The organism is Bacillus sp. FJAT-14266 (assembly GCF_001719225.1).
Taxonomy (GTDB): Bacteria; Bacillota; Bacilli; order Bacillales; family Bacillaceae; genus Bacillus; species Bacillus subtilis.
Genome location: NZ_CP017072.1, coordinates 4,007,484 through 4,025,527 on the forward strand (window position 1 = coordinate 4,007,484; position 18,044 = coordinate 4,025,527).

18 protein-coding genes and 1 pseudogene are annotated in these 18,044 nt (G+C 45.6%); 7 read left to right on the forward strand and 12 right to left on the reverse strand.

Features of this window, described 5'->3' with window-relative positions; translation table 11 throughout:
- Positions 1-171 precede the first annotated feature (171 nt).
- The 4 genes from BGM23_RS20670 to mmuP all read left to right on the forward strand — a co-directional run bounded on the left by BGM23_RS20670 (position 172) and on the right by mmuP (position 5,221).
- On the forward strand, positions 172-1,155 hold the full coding sequence (locus BGM23_RS20670; protein ID WP_003234829.1) for a glutaminase: 984 nt from the start codon (positions 172-174) through the stop codon (positions 1,153-1,155).
- 22 nt (positions 1,156-1,177) lie between these two features.
- Entirely contained in the window at positions 1,178-2,614 is a 1,437-nt protein-coding gene (locus BGM23_RS20675; protein ID WP_029726959.1) for an alanine/glycine:cation symporter family protein, read from the forward strand.
- Positions 2,615-2,740: 126 nt separating this feature from the next.
- Positions 2,741-3,688 carry a homocysteine S-methyltransferase gene (gene mmuM / locus BGM23_RS20685; RefSeq protein ID WP_029726958.1) on the forward strand — a complete coding sequence of 316 codons (948 nt, stop codon included), beginning with the start codon at positions 2,741-2,743 and terminating at the stop codon, positions 3,686-3,688.
- Between the two features lie 120 nt (positions 3,689-3,808).
- Entirely contained in the window at positions 3,809-5,221 is a 1,413-nt protein-coding gene (gene mmuP / locus BGM23_RS20690; RefSeq protein ID WP_029726957.1) for an S-methylmethionine permease, read from the forward strand.
- 36 nt (positions 5,222-5,257) lie between these two features.
- Here the strand turns inward: mmuP and BGM23_RS20695 are convergent, their stop codons facing one another.
- From BGM23_RS20695 to gamR, 3 genes are all read right to left on the reverse strand, one after another.
- Positions 5,258-6,328 carry a branched-chain amino acid aminotransferase gene (locus BGM23_RS20695; RefSeq protein ID WP_003246499.1) on the reverse strand — a complete coding sequence of 357 codons (1,071 nt, stop codon included), beginning with the start codon at positions 6,326-6,328 and terminating at the stop codon, positions 5,258-5,260.
- Positions 6,329-6,537: 209 nt separating this feature from the next.
- The gene (locus BGM23_RS20700; RefSeq protein WP_029726956.1) at positions 6,538-6,813 is read right to left on the reverse strand and encodes a DUF1648 domain-containing protein; all 276 of its coding nucleotides are present in this window, start codon (positions 6,811-6,813) and stop codon (positions 6,538-6,540) included.
- 33 nt (positions 6,814-6,846) lie between these two features.
- Positions 6,847-7,554, reverse strand: a complete 708-nt coding sequence (gamR, locus tag BGM23_RS20705) for a transcriptional regulator GamR (RefSeq protein ID WP_003234841.1) — start codon at positions 7,552-7,554, stop codon at positions 6,847-6,849.
- Positions 7,555-7,772: 218 nt separating this feature from the next.
- On the opposite strand from gamR, the gene nagB reads away from it, so the two are divergent.
- The 3 genes from nagB to gltP all read left to right on the forward strand — a co-directional run bounded on the left by nagB (position 7,773) and on the right by gltP (position 11,827).
- Positions 7,773-8,522, forward strand: coding sequence for a glucosamine-6-phosphate deaminase (nagB, locus tag BGM23_RS20710; protein ID WP_003246480.1), 750 nt, complete (start codon positions 7,773-7,775; stop codon positions 8,520-8,522).
- Between the two features lie 20 nt (positions 8,523-8,542).
- A complete protein-coding gene (ptsG, locus tag BGM23_RS20715) occupies positions 8,543-10,438 on the forward strand; it encodes a glucose-specific PTS transporter subunit IIBC (protein WP_029726955.1) in 1,896 nt (631 codons plus the stop codon).
- Between the two features lie 144 nt (positions 10,439-10,582).
- Entirely contained in the window at positions 10,583-11,827 is a 1,245-nt protein-coding gene (gene gltP / locus BGM23_RS20720) for a glutamate-aspartate/proton symporter GltP (RefSeq protein ID WP_014478694.1), read from the forward strand.
- 35 nt (positions 11,828-11,862) lie between these two features.
- Here the strand turns inward: gltP and trhO are convergent, their stop codons facing one another.
- From trhO to mpr, 9 genes and pseudogenes are all read right to left on the reverse strand, one after another.
- Positions 11,863-12,831 (reverse strand): oxygen-dependent tRNA uridine(34) hydroxylase TrhO, encoded by a 969-nt coding sequence (gene trhO, locus BGM23_RS20725; RefSeq protein ID WP_029726954.1) that lies wholly within the window; start codon positions 12,829-12,831, stop codon positions 11,863-11,865.
- Positions 12,832-13,080: 249 nt separating this feature from the next.
- Positions 13,081-13,170: pseudogene (locus tag BGM23_RS22280) on the reverse strand (hypothetical protein); the annotation flags it as partial.
- Positions 13,171-13,260: 90 nt separating this feature from the next.
- The gene (locus BGM23_RS20730) at positions 13,261-13,539 is read right to left on the reverse strand and encodes a hypothetical protein (RefSeq protein ID WP_021481898.1); all 279 of its coding nucleotides are present in this window, start codon (positions 13,537-13,539) and stop codon (positions 13,261-13,263) included.
- Positions 13,540-13,593: 54 nt separating this feature from the next.
- Positions 13,594-14,385, reverse strand: coding sequence for a phosphatidylserine decarboxylase (locus tag BGM23_RS20735; RefSeq protein WP_029726953.1), 792 nt, complete (start codon positions 14,383-14,385; stop codon positions 13,594-13,596).
- A complete protein-coding gene (locus BGM23_RS20740) occupies positions 14,378-14,866 on the reverse strand; it encodes a DedA family protein (RefSeq protein WP_003234861.1) in 489 nt (162 codons plus the stop codon). The genes BGM23_RS20735 and BGM23_RS20740 overlap by 8 nt, the downstream gene beginning before the upstream one ends.
- The gene (pssA, locus tag BGM23_RS20745; RefSeq protein ID WP_009966430.1) at positions 14,857-15,390 is read right to left on the reverse strand and encodes a CDP-diacylglycerol--serine O-phosphatidyltransferase; all 534 of its coding nucleotides are present in this window, start codon (positions 15,388-15,390) and stop codon (positions 14,857-14,859) included. The genes BGM23_RS20740 and pssA overlap by 10 nt, the downstream gene beginning before the upstream one ends.
- Before the next feature lie 195 nt (positions 15,391-15,585).
- Entirely contained in the window at positions 15,586-16,476 is an 891-nt protein-coding gene (gene cesB / locus BGM23_RS20750) for an enantioselective carboxylesterase CesB (protein ID WP_029726952.1), read from the reverse strand.
- Between the two features lie 170 nt (positions 16,477-16,646).
- Positions 16,647-17,045, reverse strand: coding sequence for a YbfJ family protein (locus BGM23_RS20755; RefSeq protein WP_024571582.1), 399 nt, complete (start codon positions 17,043-17,045; stop codon positions 16,647-16,649).
- Positions 17,008-17,949, reverse strand: coding sequence for an extracellular metalloprotease Mpr (gene mpr, locus BGM23_RS20760; protein WP_029726951.1), 942 nt, complete (start codon positions 17,947-17,949; stop codon positions 17,008-17,010). The genes BGM23_RS20755 and mpr overlap by 38 nt, the downstream gene beginning before the upstream one ends.
- Positions 17,950-18,044 lie beyond the last annotated feature (95 nt).

Genomic DNA, 18,044 nt, shown 5'->3' on the forward strand with positions numbered 1-18,044 from the left:
TAAATCTTACTGCTTATTTTCAAAATGTTTTTGTCGTATTTTGTATGATTCTGTAGTCTCCATTATACAGTAATTATACCTTCCGCTATTATGAAAGCGTTTAACGCCCCCTTAGCCTTCGTTTTGATACACCTCAGTCCTTTAAGAAAAAAATCAGTGAGGAGGAATTCGATGAAAGAATTGATAAAAGAGCACCAGAAAGACATAAACCCGGCGTTACAGCTTCATGATTGGGTTGAATACTATCGCCCTTTTGCCGCCAATGGACAAAGCGCAAACTATATCCCCGCTTTAGGAAAAGTCAATGATTCACAGCTCGGCATCTGTGTATTGGAGCCTGATGGAACGATGATACACGCCGGCGACTGGAACGTCTCTTTTACCATGCAAAGCATTTCAAAAGTGATTAGCTTTATTGCCGCCTGCATGAGCCGCGGCATTCCCTATGTGCTTGACCGCGTAGATGTCGAGCCGACAGGTGACGCCTTTAATTCAATCATTCGGCTCGAAATCAACAAGCCGGGAAAGCCCTTCAATCCCATGATCAACGCGGGTGCCCTCACCATCGCTTCGATCCTTCCCGGAGAATCTGCATACGAAAAGCTCGAGTTTCTTTACTCGGTGATGGAAACTTTGATAGGAAAACGGCCAAGAATTCATGAAGAAGTATTCCGTTCTGAATGGGAAACCGCCCACCGCAACAGAGCGCTGGCCTACTATTTAAAAGAAACAAACTTTTTAGAAGCTGAAGTAGAAGAAACACTTGAGGTGTACTTGAAGCAATGCGCTATGGAGAGCACTACAGAAGATATTGCGTTGATCGGCCTGATCCTTGCTCATGACGGGTATCATCCGATTCGACACGAGCAGGTGATTCCAAAAGATGTGGCAAAATTGGCCAAGGCATTAATGCTGACGTGCGGCATGTACAACGCTTCAGGCAAATATGCGGCGTTTGTCGGCGTGCCGGCCAAAAGCGGCGTCTCCGGCGGCATCATGGCGCTGGTGCCTCCAAGCGCCAGAAGAGAACAGCCTTTTCAATCCGGATGCGGCATCGGCATTTACGGGCCTGCCATTGATGAATACGGCAACAGCCTCACTGGCGGTATGCTGCTGAAGCATATGGCGCAGGAATGGGAGCTCAGCATTTTTTAAATATGAAAAAAGAGGTGATTGTATGCAGCAAATCCTGGAACATATCGTCGGTATTGCAAATGATCTTTTGTGGTCAAAGCTATTGATTGTTTTGCTCCTTTCTCTGGGAATCTATTTTACGTTCAGGCTTAAGTTTTTACAGGTTCGCATGCTGAAAGAAATGGTCAGGGTATTAAGAGAAGGTGCTGCTTCCCGGTCGAAAAACAGCATTTCTCCGTTTCAAGCCTTTTGCATCAGCATGGCAGCCCGTGTCGGAACGGGAAATATTACGGGCATTGCTATCGCCATTGCACTCGGCGGGCCCGGTGCAATCTTCTGGATGTGGATTATCGCCATTATCGGATCAGCATCCAGCTTTGTGGAAAGCACACTGGCTCAGATTTATAAAGTAAAAGATGTAAACGGCTTCCGCGGCGGGCCTGCGTATTACATGGAAAAAGGGCTGAACAAAAGGTGGATGGGCGCGCTGTTCGCTGTGTTAATCACCTTATCGTTCGGTATCGTCTTCAACTCGGTTCAATCCAATACGGTCAGCCTTGCCTTTGAAAACGCGTTTGGCACAAACCGCCTGACATTGGGACTCATTTTAATTGCTGTATTCGGCACGATTATTTTTGGCGGAGTCAAGCGCATTGCAAAGCTGGCTGAATCCATTGTCGTCGTATTGGCTGTCCTGTATATCGGAGTTGCGTTTTTCGTCATTTTCACCAACATTACGCAGCTGCCAGGTGTGCTTGCGCTAATCGTGAAAAATGCGTTTGGTTTTGATCAGGCCGCCGGTGGGGCTTTGGGCGCGGCACTCATGCAAGGCGTCAGACGGGGAATCTTTTCAAACGAAGCGGGAATGGGAAGCGCACCGAATGCCGCTGCCACCGCCACAACAAGCCATCCCGTCAAACAGGGGCTGATCCAAGCTTTTGGTGTGCTTACTGATACACTGGTCATTTGTACAAGCACCGCCTTTATCATTCTGTTTTCGGATGCCTATCATACTCCGGGTCTGAGCGGAATCGCCTTGACACAAGCCTCTCTAAGCTCCCATGTCGGATCATGGGCATCAGGCTTTCTCGCCATTCTGATTTTGTTATTCGGATTCTGTGCTTTAATCGGAAACTATTATTATGGCGAAACCAATATTGGCTTTTTGAACAAAAGCAAAAAACTAATATTCGTTTACCGTATCGGCGTGCTGGCGATGATTGTGTTTGGCTGTGTCGCTAAAGTCCAGCTCGTCTGGGATCTTGCTGATTTGTTCATGGGCTTGATGGTCGTCGTGAATTTAATTGCAATTTTCTTATTATCAAAGGTCGTTTTTACAGCGCTGAAGGACTATACACGCCAGAAAAAAGCTGGCAAAGATCCGGTCTTCTATAAAGATGTGCTCAAAAACCACAACGGCATTGAATGCTGGCCGCTTTCTGATACATCGTCAGACTCACACAACAAACAAATATCATAAAAAAGAGGTGTTCAGACATATGGGCTGAACACCTTTCTCTATTTGCGTTTATTGACAAACACGTAAGCCTCCATTACGATTTTCATATCTTTTTAAAAAATCTGAAAGAAGGCATCGGTACATTCTATGAATCCTATCCAACACATACTAGATACAGTCCCGCTTATTGTGCTAGACGGCGCCATGGCGACCGAGCTTGAACGCAAGGGCTGTGACTTGAACGACAGTCTGTGGTCGGCAAAAATCCTGATGGAAGAGCCAAATCTGATTAAACAAGTTCATACTGATTATTTCGCGGCAGGCGCCGATTGTACAATCACTGCCAGCTATCAGTCTACATTTGAAGGCTTTGCCGCACGCGGGCTGAGCGAAGCGGAAGCACGCCGGCTCATCGAGTTGTCCGTCAGCATCGCAGCTGAAGCACGTGATGAATTTTGGTCGCTTGAAGAGAACCGTTTGAATCGGCCAAAACCGATCATTGCGGCTTCTATAGGCCCTTATGGCGCTTATCTTGCAGACGGGTCTGAGTATCGCGGCAACTACGCAATATCAGAAGATGAACTGATTGAATTTCATCGCCCCCGGATGAAGGCGCTGATTGAAGCCGGAGCTGATGTTTTGGCATGCGAAACGATTCCGTGTCTGACTGAAGCCAAAGCGATTGTTCGGCTGTTGAAGGAATTTCCTGAAACGTATGCATGGATCAGCTTCAGTGCTAAAGACGGCCTGCATATCAGTGACGGAACACCTGCAGCTGACTGCGCATCATGGCTTGATGAACACCGCCAAATTGCAGCACTCGGCATCAACTGCACGCCGCTTCAGCATATCCCTTCCTTGATAGAGGAGTTAAAAAAGAACACGTCAAAACCGATCATTGTCTACCCGAATTCAGGTGAGCAATATGATCCGGAAACAAAAACGTGGAACGGCGCAGCATGCGCAGAATCTTACGGGGCGAGCGCCCGCACCTGGCATGAAAAAGGAGCGAGGCTGATTGGCGGCTGCTGCCGGACAAAACCCGAAGATATTCAAGAAATTGCGGCTTGGGCCCGCTCTTTAAAAACAACTTGACTTATCGGAATAGTTTGTATATTCTAACTTAAAGCCGGTTCGCCGGAGTCTCGTGTCACTTCCTGACATGAGATTTTTTATTAGGAAGGAAATAAATCGCCGATAGAAAGTTGGAAAAAGATGAACGCTGCCCACAACAAGAATGAGACAACCTTTCAGAGAAGTATGAAAAGCCGGCACCTCTTTATGCTTTCCTTGGGAGGTGTCATCGGAACCGGGCTGTTTTTAAGCTCTGGTTATACCATTCAGCAAGCAGGCCCGGCCGGAACGATACTTGCCTACTTAGTCGGGGCCGGCATCGTCTACCTTGTCATGCTATGCCTCGGTGAGCTGTCAGTCGCCATGCCTGTGACCGGCGCCTTTCACACCTATGCAGCCAAATACATAGGGCCGGGCACCGGATTTACGGTCGCTTGGCTGTATTGGCTGACATGGACCGTGGCATTGGGATCAGAATTCACAGCAGTCGGCCTGTTAATGCAGCGCTGGTTCCCCCATACATCGGTTTGGATGTGGAGTGCCGTCTTTGCGCTGTTCATTTTCTTGCTTAACGCATTTTCGGTCAAGTTTTTCGCTGAATCAGAATTTTGGTTTTCCAGCATCAAAGTATTAGCCATTGTATTATTTATTCTTTTAGGCGGCTCTGCCATGTTCGGCATCATCCCGATCAAAGGCGGAGAAGCCGCACCGATGCTGTCCAACTTCACCGCGGAAGGCGGGCTTTTTCCAAATGGATTTGTCCCGATTTTGATGACGATGCTGTCCGTTAATTTTGCCTTTTCGGGAACGGAACTAATCGGAATCGCAGCCGGTGAAAGCGTTGATCCTGACAAGACAATACCAAAAGCGATTAAAACAACGGTCTGGCGTCTCTCACTCTTCTTTGTCGGAACAATTTTTGTGCTGTCAGGGCTGATTCCGATTCAAGATGCAGGTGTCATCAAAAGCCCGTTTGTCGCTGTCTTTGACAGAGTCGGTGTACCATACGCAGCCGATATCATGAACTTTGTTATCCTGACAGCGATCCTGTCAGCGGCTAATTCCGGACTCTACGCTTCTTCCCGGATGCTGTGGTCTTTATCAAAAGAAAAAACGCTTCATCCGACATTTGCAAAGCTGACGTCAAAAGGAACCCCTTTTAACGCGCTGGTGTTCAGCATGATCGGCGGCATTCTGTCGTTGCTGTCCAGCGTATTTGCGCCAGACACTGTATACGTTGTGCTCGTGTCGATTTCCGGTTTTGCCGTCGTTGTCGTGTGGATGGGAATCGCTGCTTCTCAATTCATGTTCAGAAAACGTTATATCGAAGCGGGAAACAAGGTTACTGATTTGAAATACAGAACCCCTTTGTATCCGTTCGTGCCGATTGCAGCGTTCCTGTTATGCCTGGCTTCCGTTGTTGGCATTGCCTTTGATCCGAATCAAAGAATCGCACTGTATTGCGGCGTTCCGTTTATGGCCATTTGCTATGCAATGTATTATGTGAAAAACCGCAAAAGCCTGCCGGCTGCTGATATGACTCATTCAAAATAAAAAGAACCTGCCTTCGGGCAGGTTCTTTTTCGATTTTCACACTTCCACTGTCCAGTTAAACGGGCCTTTCACCTTGCCAAGCTGAATATCTGTTATCGTTTCATACAGCTTTTTCGAGAGGTCCCCGATTTGCCCGTCTCCTACAATCACCGTTTTTCCATGAATGTTGAGTTCACCGACAGGCGTAACGACTGCTGCCGTGCCTGTGCCGAAGACCTCTGTCAATTCTCCGCGTGCAGAGGCCGCATACACCTCATCAATCGATATTCTCTCTTCACGAACCGGAATGCCCCAGCTTCGAATCAGTTCAATCGCAGACGCACGTGTCACCCCGCTTAAAATGCTTCCGCTTAAAGCAGGTGTGACAGCTTCCCCGTTTATGACGAAAAAGATGTTCATGCTCCCTACTTCTTCCACATATTTCTTTTCAATGGCGTCCAGCCACAACACCTGGTCATAGCCCAGCTCATTCGCTTTCCGCTGTGCCTGAAGACTGGCGGCATAGTTTCCAGCCGTTTTTGCAAATCCGACTCCACCGTTGACCGCCCGCACATACTCATCTTCGACATAGATTCTAACCGGCTTCAGCTGATCGTCGCCATAATAGGAGCCGACAGGCGAAAGCACGATCATAAATGTATAGCTCCTGGATGCCTTCACACCGAGACTCGGTTCTGTGGCAATGACAAAAGGACGAATATACAGTGACGTTCCTTTTTCCTTTGGAACCCAATCTTTCTCCAGCTCAACTAATTGCGTCAATGCCTCAAGCACCAGCTCTTCGTCTAAAGGGGGCATGCTCATGCGCTCACACGATCTGTTCAGCCGTTTGATATTTTGATCCGGACGGAACAGCAGCACCCTGCCGTCGTCTGTTCTGTATGCTTTTAATCCTTCAAAAACAGCCTGGCCGTAATGAAAAACAGATGAAGACGGATCAAGCGTAAGCGGTGCGTACGGCGCAATTCTCGGATGATGCCATCCAATCCCCTCTTCGTAGTCCATCACAAACATATAATCTGTAAAATATTGTCCAAACCCCAAGGAAGACGGGTCGGGCTTTTCCTTATAATATACAGTTTTTTCTCGTTCAATAAGCTTATTCAATCTAATCAGCACACCTTTCACATAATTGTTTAAATATTCAGTCTTTTTAAGGCTGCAAAAAACATACAGCCCTTCCTTTCATGATACGCCGCTCCACACCGATAAATTTCAGAATATTCTTTAGGATCATCAGCTATTATACACCACATTCATTGTCAGATGAAGCTGAAATTAAAGAAAAACAGCCAGTTTTATTCTGGCTGTTTGATTTAGAGCGCTAAACAAAGGACGACAATGTGGCAAATCAGCAAAATATACACTGCGAATACAAATTGCCAATTGATCTTCCGCGCCCATGCAAACACCACCATCAAAACAGGCAGCATCACAGTCCCCGCCAGCTTGTTAACCGTCAGATCCGGACTGTTCGCAACATCATAATGAATCGGCATCTGCGTCGGCAGAGAAGGGTAAAATACAATTGAAAGGATGAATGCAGCAATCACTGCTCCCCACAGCACTTTTCCATTCGTCAATAAAAACATAGAACCACCATTCCCTTCTTAAAACACATTGCTTTATGAATGATATGACTGTTCAACGGTGAATTTCGTTCGGTCTCCCCGGGTAATAATTTGCGCATATTCCACCACTTCTTCATTTTTATCATAGGTAAGGGATTCTGATAAAAACGCAGGCGCTCCGACATTGGTTAATAAGTGGCCGCTGATCGTTTCATCCGTTAAAATCGGTTCGATCGATTCCGTGCCCCTGCTGATTTCAATATTGTATTTTGTCCTTAACAATTCAAACAGTGAGCCGGTGCATTCCTCCTGTGCCAGCCCCGGTGCCGCCTTCCAGGGAATATATGAGGTATGATACTGCAAAGGTTCCCCCTCGGCGTATCTGACTCTGACAAGCTTGTTGACAGGTTCATTCTCTTTCATTTTCAAAAGCTCGGCAATGGAGTGATCGGCAGGAATCACAACAAGCTCAAGCACTTTTGATTCAGAACGAAGGCCTCTCATTTGTTCTGCAAAGCTCGTAATCTTATGCGGAATCGGCGTTTGTATTTTTGCCGCCGAAACAAATGTCCCTTTTCCTTGAATTCTTTTAATATATCCCTCAAGCTCTAGCTGCTGCAGAGCCAGTCTCACAGTTGTTCTGCTGACATCATATTGTTCGCAAAACTCACTCTCCGTCGGCAGCTGATCATTCGCCTGATATTTGCCCGATTTAATTAACTCAATGATTTTAAACTTGATAACAGAATATAAAGCTGTCATTTCATTCTCCCCATTCTGTATGCAATCCGTTCTTTTTCATTGAGACCATAATACCATTTGCCCTCCCAATATGAAAGATTTGTATCCTTCTTTTATAACAAATTTTCAGAAATTAATATTGACAGTTTGATAAGGGCGGTGCTAAATTCGTAATGACAAGTATCATAAATTGGTCATAACAAATATGGTGCTTGTCTATCTCTTTGAGGGGGTGTCACATGAAGATTCTGATCGCCGAGCACTACGAAGAACTCTGTAAGTTAAGCGCTGCCATTATTAAAGAACAAATACAAGCTAAGAAAGATGCCGTTCTCGGCCTGGCAACAGGAAGCACACCGGTCGGCTTGTATAAGCAGTTGATTTCAGACTATCAGGCAGGCGAAATTGATTTTTCAAAGGTTACTACATTTAATTTGGATGAATATGCTGGTCTCTCTCCATCTCATCCGCAAAGTTATAACCATTTTATGCATGAGCATCTTTTTCAGCATATCAATATGCAGCCTGATCATATTCATATCCCGCAAGGAGACAATCCGCAGCTTGAGGCGGCATGCAAAGTATACGAGGATCTCATCCGCCAGGCGGGAGGCATTGATGTCCAAATTCTCGGCATCGGCGCCAATGGCCATATCGGTTTTAATGAACCGGGATCTGATTTTGAAGACCGGACACGTGTTGTGAAGCTCTCGGAAAGCACGATACAGGCAAATGCCAGATTCTTCGGCGGCGATCCGGTGCTGGTTCCGAGACTCGCGATTTCAATGGGCATTAAAACCATCATGGAATTCAGCAAACATATTGTGCTTTTAGCAAGCGGCGAGGAAAAAGCAGACGCCATTCAAAAGATGGCTGAAGGTCCTGTCACGACAGATGTACCAGCCTCCATTCTTCAAAAACACAATCATGTAACCGTTATCGCCGATTATAAAGCAGCTCAAAAATTAAAGAGTGCATCATTCTCATAACACAATAAAAGGAGACTGTCATGTTTAAAAAGGCATTTCAAATTCTGCAGCAGCTTGGCCGCGCGTTGATGACTCCGGTTGCCGTCCTGCCGGCAGCAGGTCTTTTGCTCCGTTTCGGAGACAAGGATTTACTGAACATCCCTATTATAAAGGATGCGGGCGGCGTTGTATTCGATAACCTTCCGCTGATTTTCGCCGTGGGGGTCGCGATCGGATTAGCCGGCGGAGAAGGTGTAGCCGGACTTGCCGCTGTCATCGGATACTTAATTTTAACCGTCACCCTCGACAATATGGGAAAATTACTCGGCCTTCAGCCTCCGTATGAAGGAGCCGAGCACCTGATTGATATGGGGGTTTTCGGAGGAATCATTATCGGGCTTCTCGCCGCCTATTTATATAAGCGATTTTCATCAATCGAGCTGCATCCGGTCCTTGGATTTTTCTCTGGAAAACGCTTTGTCCCGATCATTACTTCCGTCAGTTCATTGGTGATCGGCGTCATTTTCTCATTCGTTTGGCCGCTGATCCAAAACGGAATTAACGCAGCCAGCAGTTTAATTGCCGATTCAACAGTCGGCCTGTTCTTTTATGCAACGATCTATCGTTTGCTGATTCCTTTTGGCCTGCATCATATTTTTTATACGCCTTTCTATTTTATGATGGGAGAATACACAGACCCATCAACAGGCAACACCGTAACCGGCGACCTGACAAGGTTTTTCGCGGGAGACCCGACAGCCGGGCGCTTTATGATGGGGGATTTCCCTTACATGATTTTCTGTCTGCCGGCCGTTGCTCTTGCCATTATCCATACCGCGCGTCCGGAAAAGAAAAAAATGATCTCCGGCGTGATGATTTCTGCGGCGCTCACATCTATGCTGACCGGAATTACAGAACCGGTTGAGTTTTCTTTCTTGTTCGTTGCGCCCGTGCTCTATTTGATTAACTCTATTCTTGCCGGCGTCATCTTTGTCGTTTGTGATTTATTCCATGTCCGCCACGGCTATACGTTCTCAGGCGGGGGAATTGACTACGTCTTGAACTACGGACTGTCTACAAACGGCTGGGTTGTCATTCCTGTCGGGATCGTGTTTGCTTTCATTTATTATTATTTGTTCCGATTTGCGATTCTGAAATGGAATTTGAAAACGCCCGGCCGTGAGACAGATGAAGACGGTCAGAATGAGGAGAAAGCTCCAGTTGCAAAAGACCAGCTTGCCTTTCACGTGCTGCAGGCCTTGGGCGGACAGCAAAATATCGCTAACCTGGATGCATGTATCACAAGGCTTCGTGTGACCGTTCATCAGCCAAGCCAAGTCTGCAAGGATGAATTAAAACGGCTTGGTGCAGTAGGTGTGCTGGAGGTCAACAACAACTTCCAGGCAATATTCGGAACCAAGTCCGATGCCTTAAAAGACGACATCAAAACAATCATGGCTGGAGGCGTCCCTGCCACCGCCGCCGCGCTGGACACGGTAACTGACAAACCGCAGAAGCCCGATTCCGGTGAGACCTTTATTTATCCGATTAAAGGAGAAACAGTCTCTTTGGAGGATGTGCCTGATCAGGTCTTTTCAGAAAAAATGATGGGCGAAGGATTTGCGATTATACCATCAGAAGGAAAAGTCGTTGCACCTGCGGACGGCGAAATCGTCTCGATTTTTCCGACAAAACACGCCATCGGCTTTATGAGCGCCGGCGGCACTGAAATCCTGATTCATGTCGGCGTTGATACCGTCAAACTGAATGGGGAAGGCTTTGAAGCACATGTCACAAGCGGACAAGCCGTCAAACAAGGCGAACTGCTTCTCACCTTTGATCTCGATTACATCAAGCAGCATGCCGCTTCAGCCATAACACCGGTTATTTTCACAAATACCTCTGAAGAAGATCTAAAGCACATTCAAATGAAGTAAAAAAGTCCCCCCTGCTGCGGGGGACTTTTTCGCCAACATAATGAAAGCGCTATCAAAATAAAATAACTTGAAAAAAGGTGTTTGCATTTGAATCACGAATGATATGAATATGCCTAAATTCTATCGTTCTAAAGGGGGATTCATTTGAAAAAATTAATCGCGTTTCAAATTTTAATCGCTTTGGCTGTCGGCGCGGTGATCGGCCACTTTTTTCCTGATTTCGGGATGGCACTGAGGCCTGTCGGAGATGGATTTATCCGCCTGATTAAAATGATTGTTGTGCCGATTGTATTTTCTACCATTGTCATTGGAGCCGCAGGAAGCGGAAGCATGAAAAAAATGGGCAGCCTCGGCATCAAGACGATCATTTGGTTCGAAGTGATTACAACGTTGGTATTAGGGCTTGGACTTTTATTAGCGAATGTCTTAAAACCAGGTGTCGGGCTTGACCTCTCCCATTTGGCAAAAAAAGATATTCATGAACTTTCCGGCTACACAGACAAAGTTGTTGATTTCAAGCAAATGGTCCTGGATATTATCCCTACAAACATTATTGATGTCATGGCCAGAAATGATTTGCTTGCCGTTATTTTCTTCGCCATTTTATTTGGTGTCGCCGCAGCTGGTATCGGCAAAGCTTCTGAACCAGTAATGAAGTTTTTTGAATCTACCGCTCAGATTATGTTCAAGCTCACGCAAATCGTCATGGTCACTGCTCCTATCGGCGTGTTAGCCCTGATGGCAGCTTCTGTGGGCCAATATGGCATTGAACTCCTCCTCCCTATGTTTAAGCTGGTTGGCACCGTATTCCTTGGCCTGTTCCTGATCCTCTTTGTCCTCTTTCCGCTTGTCGGTCTCATCTTTCAGATTAAGTATTTCGAAGTATTGAAAATGATATGGGATCTGTTTTTAATTGCATTTTCCACCACCAGCACTGAAACCATTCTCCCTCAGCTGATGGATAGAATGGAGAAATACGGCTGTCCCAAACGAGTGGTATCATTTGTCGTTCCCTCCGGCTTGTCATTGAACTGTGACGGCTCCAGCTTATATTTATCGGTTTCTTGTATCTTTCTCGCACAGGCCTTTCAAGTAGACATGACATTGTCCCAGCAGCTGCTCATGATGCTTGTGCTTGTGATGACCAGTAAAGGCATTGCAGCTGTACCCTCAGGATCGCTTGTAGTTCTTCTGGCGACTGCCAATGCTGTAGGACTGCCGGCTGAAGGCGTTGCCATTATAGCGGGTGTTGACCGCGTCATGGACATGGCGAGAACGGGCGTGAACGTACCGGGACATGCGATCGCCTGTATCGTGGTATCAAAATGGGAAAAGGCCTTCCGCCAAAAAGAATGGGTTTCCGCAAACAGCCAAACTGAAAGCATATAGAAAAAAAGAACACCTCAATACGAGGTGTTCTTTTTTTATTCAGCAGCAGCGTGATCTTCTGTTTCAATCGCTGCCAGTCTTGCGTTTACTTCTTCTTCTGTCATATTATGCTCTTTCACATACAGGTTTCTTGGGTTCGTGCGGCATTCGTGGCTGCAGCTGCGCATATATTTATACTCATTTTCCGGTGTGCATATCATTTTTTTATTGCAAGATGGATTTGCGCAGTTCACATAACGCTCACACGGTTCTCCTGTAAAGTAGTCCTTGCCGACAATCACATGCTCGACACGGTTGACAGGCACGCTGATTCTTTCATCAAATACGTAGCACTGGCCGTCCCAAAGCTTGCCTTGCACCTCTGGATCTTTTCCGTATGTCACGATTCCGCCATCAAGCTGAGCTACATCTTCAAAGCCTTGCTTCACCAGCCATCCTGAGAACTTTTCACAGCGCACGCCGCCTGTACAGTACGTTAAAATCTTTTTGCCTTCAAGCATATCTTTGTGCTCTTCAATCCATTCAGGTAATTCACGGAAGGCTTCGATGTCAGGACGGACCGCACCTCTGAAATGGCCAAGGTCATACTCGTAATCGTTACGCGCGTCGATGACAATTGTGTTTGGATCCTGCATCTTCTCATAAAATTCTGCAGGCTTCAAATGCTGGCCTGTTGTTTCGTTCGGATCGACATCATCTTCAAGACGAAGCGTTACAAGCTCTTTTTTATGGCGGACGAAGATTTTTTTGAAGGCATGGCCTTCTGCTTCATCAATTTTAAATACCATGTCCGCAAAGCGAGGATCAGCTTTCATTGTTTCCATATATTTTTCAGTCTGTTCAACCGTACCTGATACCGTACCGTTAATTCCTTCAGAAGAAACAAGGATACGGCCTAACAAACCAAGCTCCTTACAAAGATCCAGATGCTGCTCTCTAAACGCCTCTGGATCTTCAATCGGAACATATTTATAGTAAAGTAATACTCTGTATTGTTTTTCCATGTTTTAAACACCCTGTTCAATTATAGTTAGTTGCTATGCACACTCTTACTATATCATACAGGAAAATGCCGCAAAGATGAACAGATCCGCCCAGACTGATAAAAATATCCAAGCTCTTACAAACCTAAGCAGCACAAGGGTTTCTCATGGCAAACAAGTATTTTCCATTCATTTACTAATAAATATAGTTATCTGAAAACTATCAAACAAAAGGTGAACTCTACCTGTTATAGCACAGGAAGACACCGCTTACTTGATAATGACAGATGGCGTGATATGCTCCAGCCAAATGACACCGTCATATTGTTCCTTCAGGATCATCTGCTCTTCTGTGAATCCCAAATTAGGTTCTCTAGTCATTACGAGATAGATATAGAAAAAGTTTCCTTTTCCTGCCAACAAAAAAAAGCTTCTCTGTTGAAAGAAGCTTTAGCTGGATTCTCTCATCACCTGATGAAAGTAAAACCGATACGTATTTCGTAAAAATGTCTCAACCGGAAGCTGCACATCCGCTTGGTATTTGCTGATGATGAATGGAAACCGCTCGATTCCTTTTTCGCGCAAATTGTTCGCTTGTTCATCATCTATTGCCTTCTCTTGCAAAACCGCTTCCACGATCGGCCAGCACACTTCTCGCACTTGCCGCAGGACGGCTTCATCTCCGGTGTTCTGATAATCTGTAATCCAGCTGATGATTTGTTTCTCCATAAGTCTCACCTTTCTTCAAAAAAAGAGGCGCTGCGTTTATGCAAGCTCCTCTTTTTACTCTTCATAACCTATCAGTTCTCCGACTTGAACTTCTTGGCCTTCTGCTAAATGGGCGGACGGCTGGAACGCGTCTTTTTCAAAAACCAAAATGACGGTTGACCCGAATGAAAAGTATCCCAGCTCTTCGCCGATCTCCAATTCAGCACGGGTGCTCGTCTGCACGATAGAATTAATATTCATCGCGCCGACAGGAATCATCAGGACATTTCGGCTGCCGCTATTCAGCTCGTACACAAACCGATAATTTTTCGACAGCACATCTTTCCCGTATTTTAAGCCTAGTTGATTTACCGGGTATGAGCGATTTCCAAGCTCGGCCAGCTTTTGATACCTGCAGCTGATCGGAGAATGGAAACGGTGATAATGCCTCGGGCTTAGATACAGCACGACGAAGTAACCGCCATTGTATTGATGGTCTGCGCTTTTACAGCCGGTCAGCTCAGCGAATGAGTAATCTTTTCCCTTCACCGTAAAGGTTTGATTCGGGTTGATGATTCCTACCGTCTGAACCACACCATCAACAGGGCTGACCACCGCATGCGCCTCTTTTGACACAGGGCGCCGCTCCAGATTTATTTGTCGAATGAACAATTCGGACAGCGATCCGTAATCAGCAGCCGTACCGTCCACATCATCCCAATTCAGCCGAAAATGTTTTGAGAAAAGCGGAATGACCGGTTTGCTGATTTTCGACTCGCAAAATCCTTTAATCAGATAGGATGACAGACGATGATTCGTCAGCTCTATCAATGATCGATACAGAATCTTTACAGCCGTATTAAACATGAATAATCCCTATAACCCTTCCGATTGTAATAAAAACAAAGCACCATAAAAAGGCGCCGATTGCAGCAAACGCAACATACGTTTTCAGATCCATTTTGCCGATCCCCGAAAAGTAGCACGTCACATGTCTGACGCCGGGAATAAAATAACCTAAAATAAGAGAATATGGACCGTATTTCTTCATCCATTTTTCCACTTTCATCATTCTTTTTTCTTTTAAGCCAACCCACTTGCCGTACTTGTCGATAAACGGGCGTCCGGCTTTTCTGCCAATCATGTAGCTGATCAGCATACCTAACAAAGCCCCGACAAAACTAATCAATATCGAAAGCTCATAATTCAATACATCGGTATGCGTGAAATAGCCAACAACGGTCATCATCACTTCATCTGGAATCGGCAATCCTACAATTCCTAATACCAGCATCAAAAAAATAGCGAGATAACCGTAATCCGCTATGAGCTGCTGAACTAATTCCATCTCCCAGACTCCAGGTTTTCTGCCGCATGTTTTTTAAAATGAGGGAATTTTATTTTACTCACCATCAAATATGAAAGTCCGCAAGTGCCGATTGCCAGAAGGATCGGGTTATAGGTGAAGCTTAGAATAACGAGACACATGCCCGCAAACGGAATCGGCATACCGATAAACGTCGGGAGCTTGCTTTGTTCAATGTTAAATTTAGAGAGGCGAAGCATTCCGCAAATGCTGTACGTCAATGCGCATAAGATCCCGATAAATGGCAGGGTATACAACGCGACACTGTAAGCAAGCATAGAAGGAGCCACCCCAAACGTAACCAGATCGGCAAACGAATCCAGTTCTCTCCCCATATCAGAAACGGCATTCAGCTTACGAGCAGCCATCCCGTCAAAGAAATCAAGGAACATGCCTGTAAAAATAAAAAGCACTGCTGAATGAATGTTGTGATATAGCAAGGAATGAATCGCCAGCAATCCGCAAATGAAGTTTCCTATCGTAATCATACAGGGGATGTAATTCACAGTGTAACCAAACCTCCAATTGTAAAACCATCTATATTATTTGACGATAGTGATCGAATAGCGTTACAGGAAAAATTTTTCTCCAATAAGCATGATAACATAGAATGCTCCCAAAAAAAGCAGCATTCAAATTCTATTATTATACAACATTTGTTACCTTTTGAAAAATGAATGCCAATCTTTTCATGTTCCTTACTATTTTATCCCCCCGCATAAAAAGGACAAGACGCGTTGATTGACGTACTCTGGCTGCTCCAGAGATAACAGATGTCCGGCGTTCTTTACGATTTCAGCCTGAATTCCCGGCACCAATACCGAAGCCCGCTCAAAGGCCATTTGCTGATGGTACATAGCCTCGTGCTCACCGAACATCAGAAGTACCGGGACTTGTATTGATTTCAATTCCTGGTCTGTGAACACGTACGGAAAGCCGTTTTCTGTCGGCTTCAGGCTCCTTTGCTCATCCTGCCATTCCACGCCCGCCACAATTTGTCTTTGCAGTAAAGGATGCAGATCATAACTGTCGCCTGTGATCCACTTGATATATGATTCAGCTCCTTTTTCCCCTGTAAGCTCTGCAGCGTATTTATAGACATCCGGATGAAATGAAATAAACGCTTCAGCGGGACTCATAACAACCGCCCGCTCTACTCTTTCAGGCGCGCGGAGTAAGAAATTCACGATATGGGACCCGCCAAGCGAAAGGCCGGCCAGGTGTGCCGTCTCAAGTCCAAGAGAATCAAAGACATCTTTCATCCATTCTGCAAAATCAGCTCTCGTTTCCATGGCTGCTGATGGTATACTTTTATTTTTGTCTCCTATTATATCGACCGCATATGTACGAAATTGACGGCTCAACGCCGCGATATTCGGATACCACATCGCAGAGCTGAAAAGGCCCCCGTGAAGCAAAATGAGCGAAGGTGCGTCCTTTGGCCCACTTGCAATGATATGTGTTTTTCCAAAACGAGTAGAAACATAGAATGCTTCCGACTCAATCGGCCACAAAGAAAGGCTTTGATCATATGCCTGGCAAAAGCGCAGACCACTTTCAACCGCGGCAAACTGCATTGAATCTTGTATCATTTTCTTCTTTTTCCTCCGGGTTTGATTGATATAAAATAAAGGATAACGCCCCTTTTGTCTCGTAAGAAAAAATACCTATTTCTTATTATCTCACATAATAAATTTCCAGTATATAGTTTGGTTTCCTGCAATAAATAAAAAAGGCAGTTCCCTTAAAATCAAGGAAACTGCTATTCTTTGAAGACTAATGGAATGGCATGATCTTTTTTATCCTCTGTTAACGAGATCTGATGGGTTACTGATGTTTCACCCTTCGTCAACGCGACTGAGTAATCGCCTTTTCTGCCGGTATCCCATTTGATATCTCCGTTTTTGTCTGTTTTACCAAGTATCTCGCCAATCTCTGTACTCGGCTCCTCATCTGAAGAGGGCGCTTTGACAATCGTCACTTGAACCCCTGCGACCGGCAGCCCCTTAGCATCCTCCACATGAAGAGTGACAGGAATAGTCGTTTCTTTTTGAGAAGAATGCGTCTGCGAACTGCATCCGCATAAAAACAAAATAGACATGAATATGGCTAGTTTGCTGTATTTATTGATTTGCCCAATATTGAATATTGTTGAATACATCGTTCGTCACCCTTGTTCCCAAGTTATATGACGATCCTCCGTTCGTATGAATGGCAATCGCTGTCTGCCCTGTATCACTGTAGTTTCGATAAACAGGCGAGCCGCTTTGGCAGCCGTACGTATCGGTTGTATAGGTCAGCTTATACGTTTCAGCGGAGCGAATCGGCTTTGTATCAGACCACATCGTGCCAAAGGTTTTGTCACACGGGAATCCTGTCACTGACGAGGAAAGACCCACGGGACTGCTGCTGTTTGTAGTCCGGTAGCCGTACCAGCCAACCGTGTTTCCAGGAGAACCGTTTAATTTAATAGCTCCGTAATCATAATTGGTGTCTTTGCTTTCCGTCCATCCTTTGACGGAGTAAAACATCGTGCCTGAATAAGTACCGTACGGGTATGACGAACCATTGCGGCCCGGCGCGGCGGTTATCGTCGAAGCCCATCCATGATCCTGGCTGTACACACAATGTCCAGCTGTGACGACTGTATTTGGATTGACTAAAAATCCGGTACATCCATAAGTGCTTGAAGTGTTGGGATACTTGATTGACAGTTGAACAGTTGCTCTATATGGAAAAGATGTCGTGCTGGAGATTCTGGTGCGTTCATCAGTTCCGATAATGCTCGAAGGCTGTAAGGTTTGAATATTTTTCTCCAGTTCCGTTTGGCCGCCGTATAACGATTTACTTGTTTTTCCGGTTCCCTCATAAGGGGCGGAAACCTGTTCTGCTTTTGACGTTTGGTTTTTCGTAGCATCAGCTTCTTTACCAGTATTCGATACAGAAGTTTGCGGGTCCTCTGCCGCTTTTGCCGGTACGCCAAAAGAAACCGTTGCTGCCAAAGCCAAACACAAAACCGTTAAGTAAGCGAACCATTGTTTTCTGAATCTTGGAACTAATTTCATTTTGTCATCTCCCTCCTTTAGTGTCAACCACCCTCATCGATGGAAGACTTTTACATTATAATCAGGTTTCTGATTCTTATGATAAAACTTTTATG

Excerpts from the sequence above, each read along its gene's own strand:
- ptsG (WP_029726955.1), top strand. The coding sequence starts at position 8,543 with ATGTTTAAAAAGGCATTTCAAATTCTGCAGCAGCTTGGCCGCGCGTTG.
- gamR (WP_003234841.1), bottom strand. The coding sequence starts at position 7,554 with ATGACAGCTTTATATTCTGTTATCAAGTTTAAAATCATTGAGTTAATT.
- BGM23_RS20740 (WP_003234861.1), bottom strand. The coding sequence starts at position 14,866 with ATGGAATTAGTTCAGCAGCTCATAGCGGATTACGGTTATCTCGCTATT.
- BGM23_RS20700 (WP_029726956.1), bottom strand. The coding sequence starts at position 6,813 with ATGTTTTTATTGACGAATGGAAAAGTGCTGTGGGGAGCAGTGATTGCT.
- mpr (WP_029726951.1), bottom strand. The coding sequence starts at position 17,949 with ATGAAATTAGTTCCAAGATTCAGAAAACAATGGTTCGCTTACTTAACG.
- mmuM (WP_029726958.1), top strand. The coding sequence starts at position 2,741 with ATGAATCCTATCCAACACATACTAGATACAGTCCCGCTTATTGTGCTA.
- BGM23_RS20670 (WP_003234829.1), top strand. The coding sequence starts at position 172 with ATGAAAGAATTGATAAAAGAGCACCAGAAAGACATAAACCCGGCGTTA.
- trhO (WP_029726954.1), bottom strand. The coding sequence starts at position 12,831 with ATGGAAAAACAATACAGAGTATTACTTTACTATAAATATGTTCCGATT.
- cesB (WP_029726952.1), bottom strand. The coding sequence starts at position 16,476 with ATGATACAAGATTCAATGCAGTTTGCCGCGGTTGAAAGTGGTCTGCGC.
- BGM23_RS20755 (WP_024571582.1), bottom strand. The coding sequence starts at position 17,045 with ATGTATTCAACAATATTCAATATTGGGCAAATCAATAAATACAGCAAA.
- nagB (WP_003246480.1), top strand. The coding sequence starts at position 7,773 with ATGAAGATTCTGATCGCCGAGCACTACGAAGAACTCTGTAAGTTAAGC.
- BGM23_RS20730 (WP_021481898.1), bottom strand. The coding sequence starts at position 13,539 with ATGGAGAAACAAATCATCAGCTGGATTACAGATTATCAGAACACCGGA.
- BGM23_RS20735 (WP_029726953.1), bottom strand. The coding sequence starts at position 14,385 with ATGTTTAATACGGCTGTAAAGATTCTGTATCGATCATTGATAGAGCTG.
- BGM23_RS20675 (WP_029726959.1), top strand. The coding sequence starts at position 1,178 with ATGCAGCAAATCCTGGAACATATCGTCGGTATTGCAAATGATCTTTTG.
- mmuP (WP_029726957.1), top strand. The coding sequence starts at position 3,809 with ATGAACGCTGCCCACAACAAGAATGAGACAACCTTTCAGAGAAGTATG.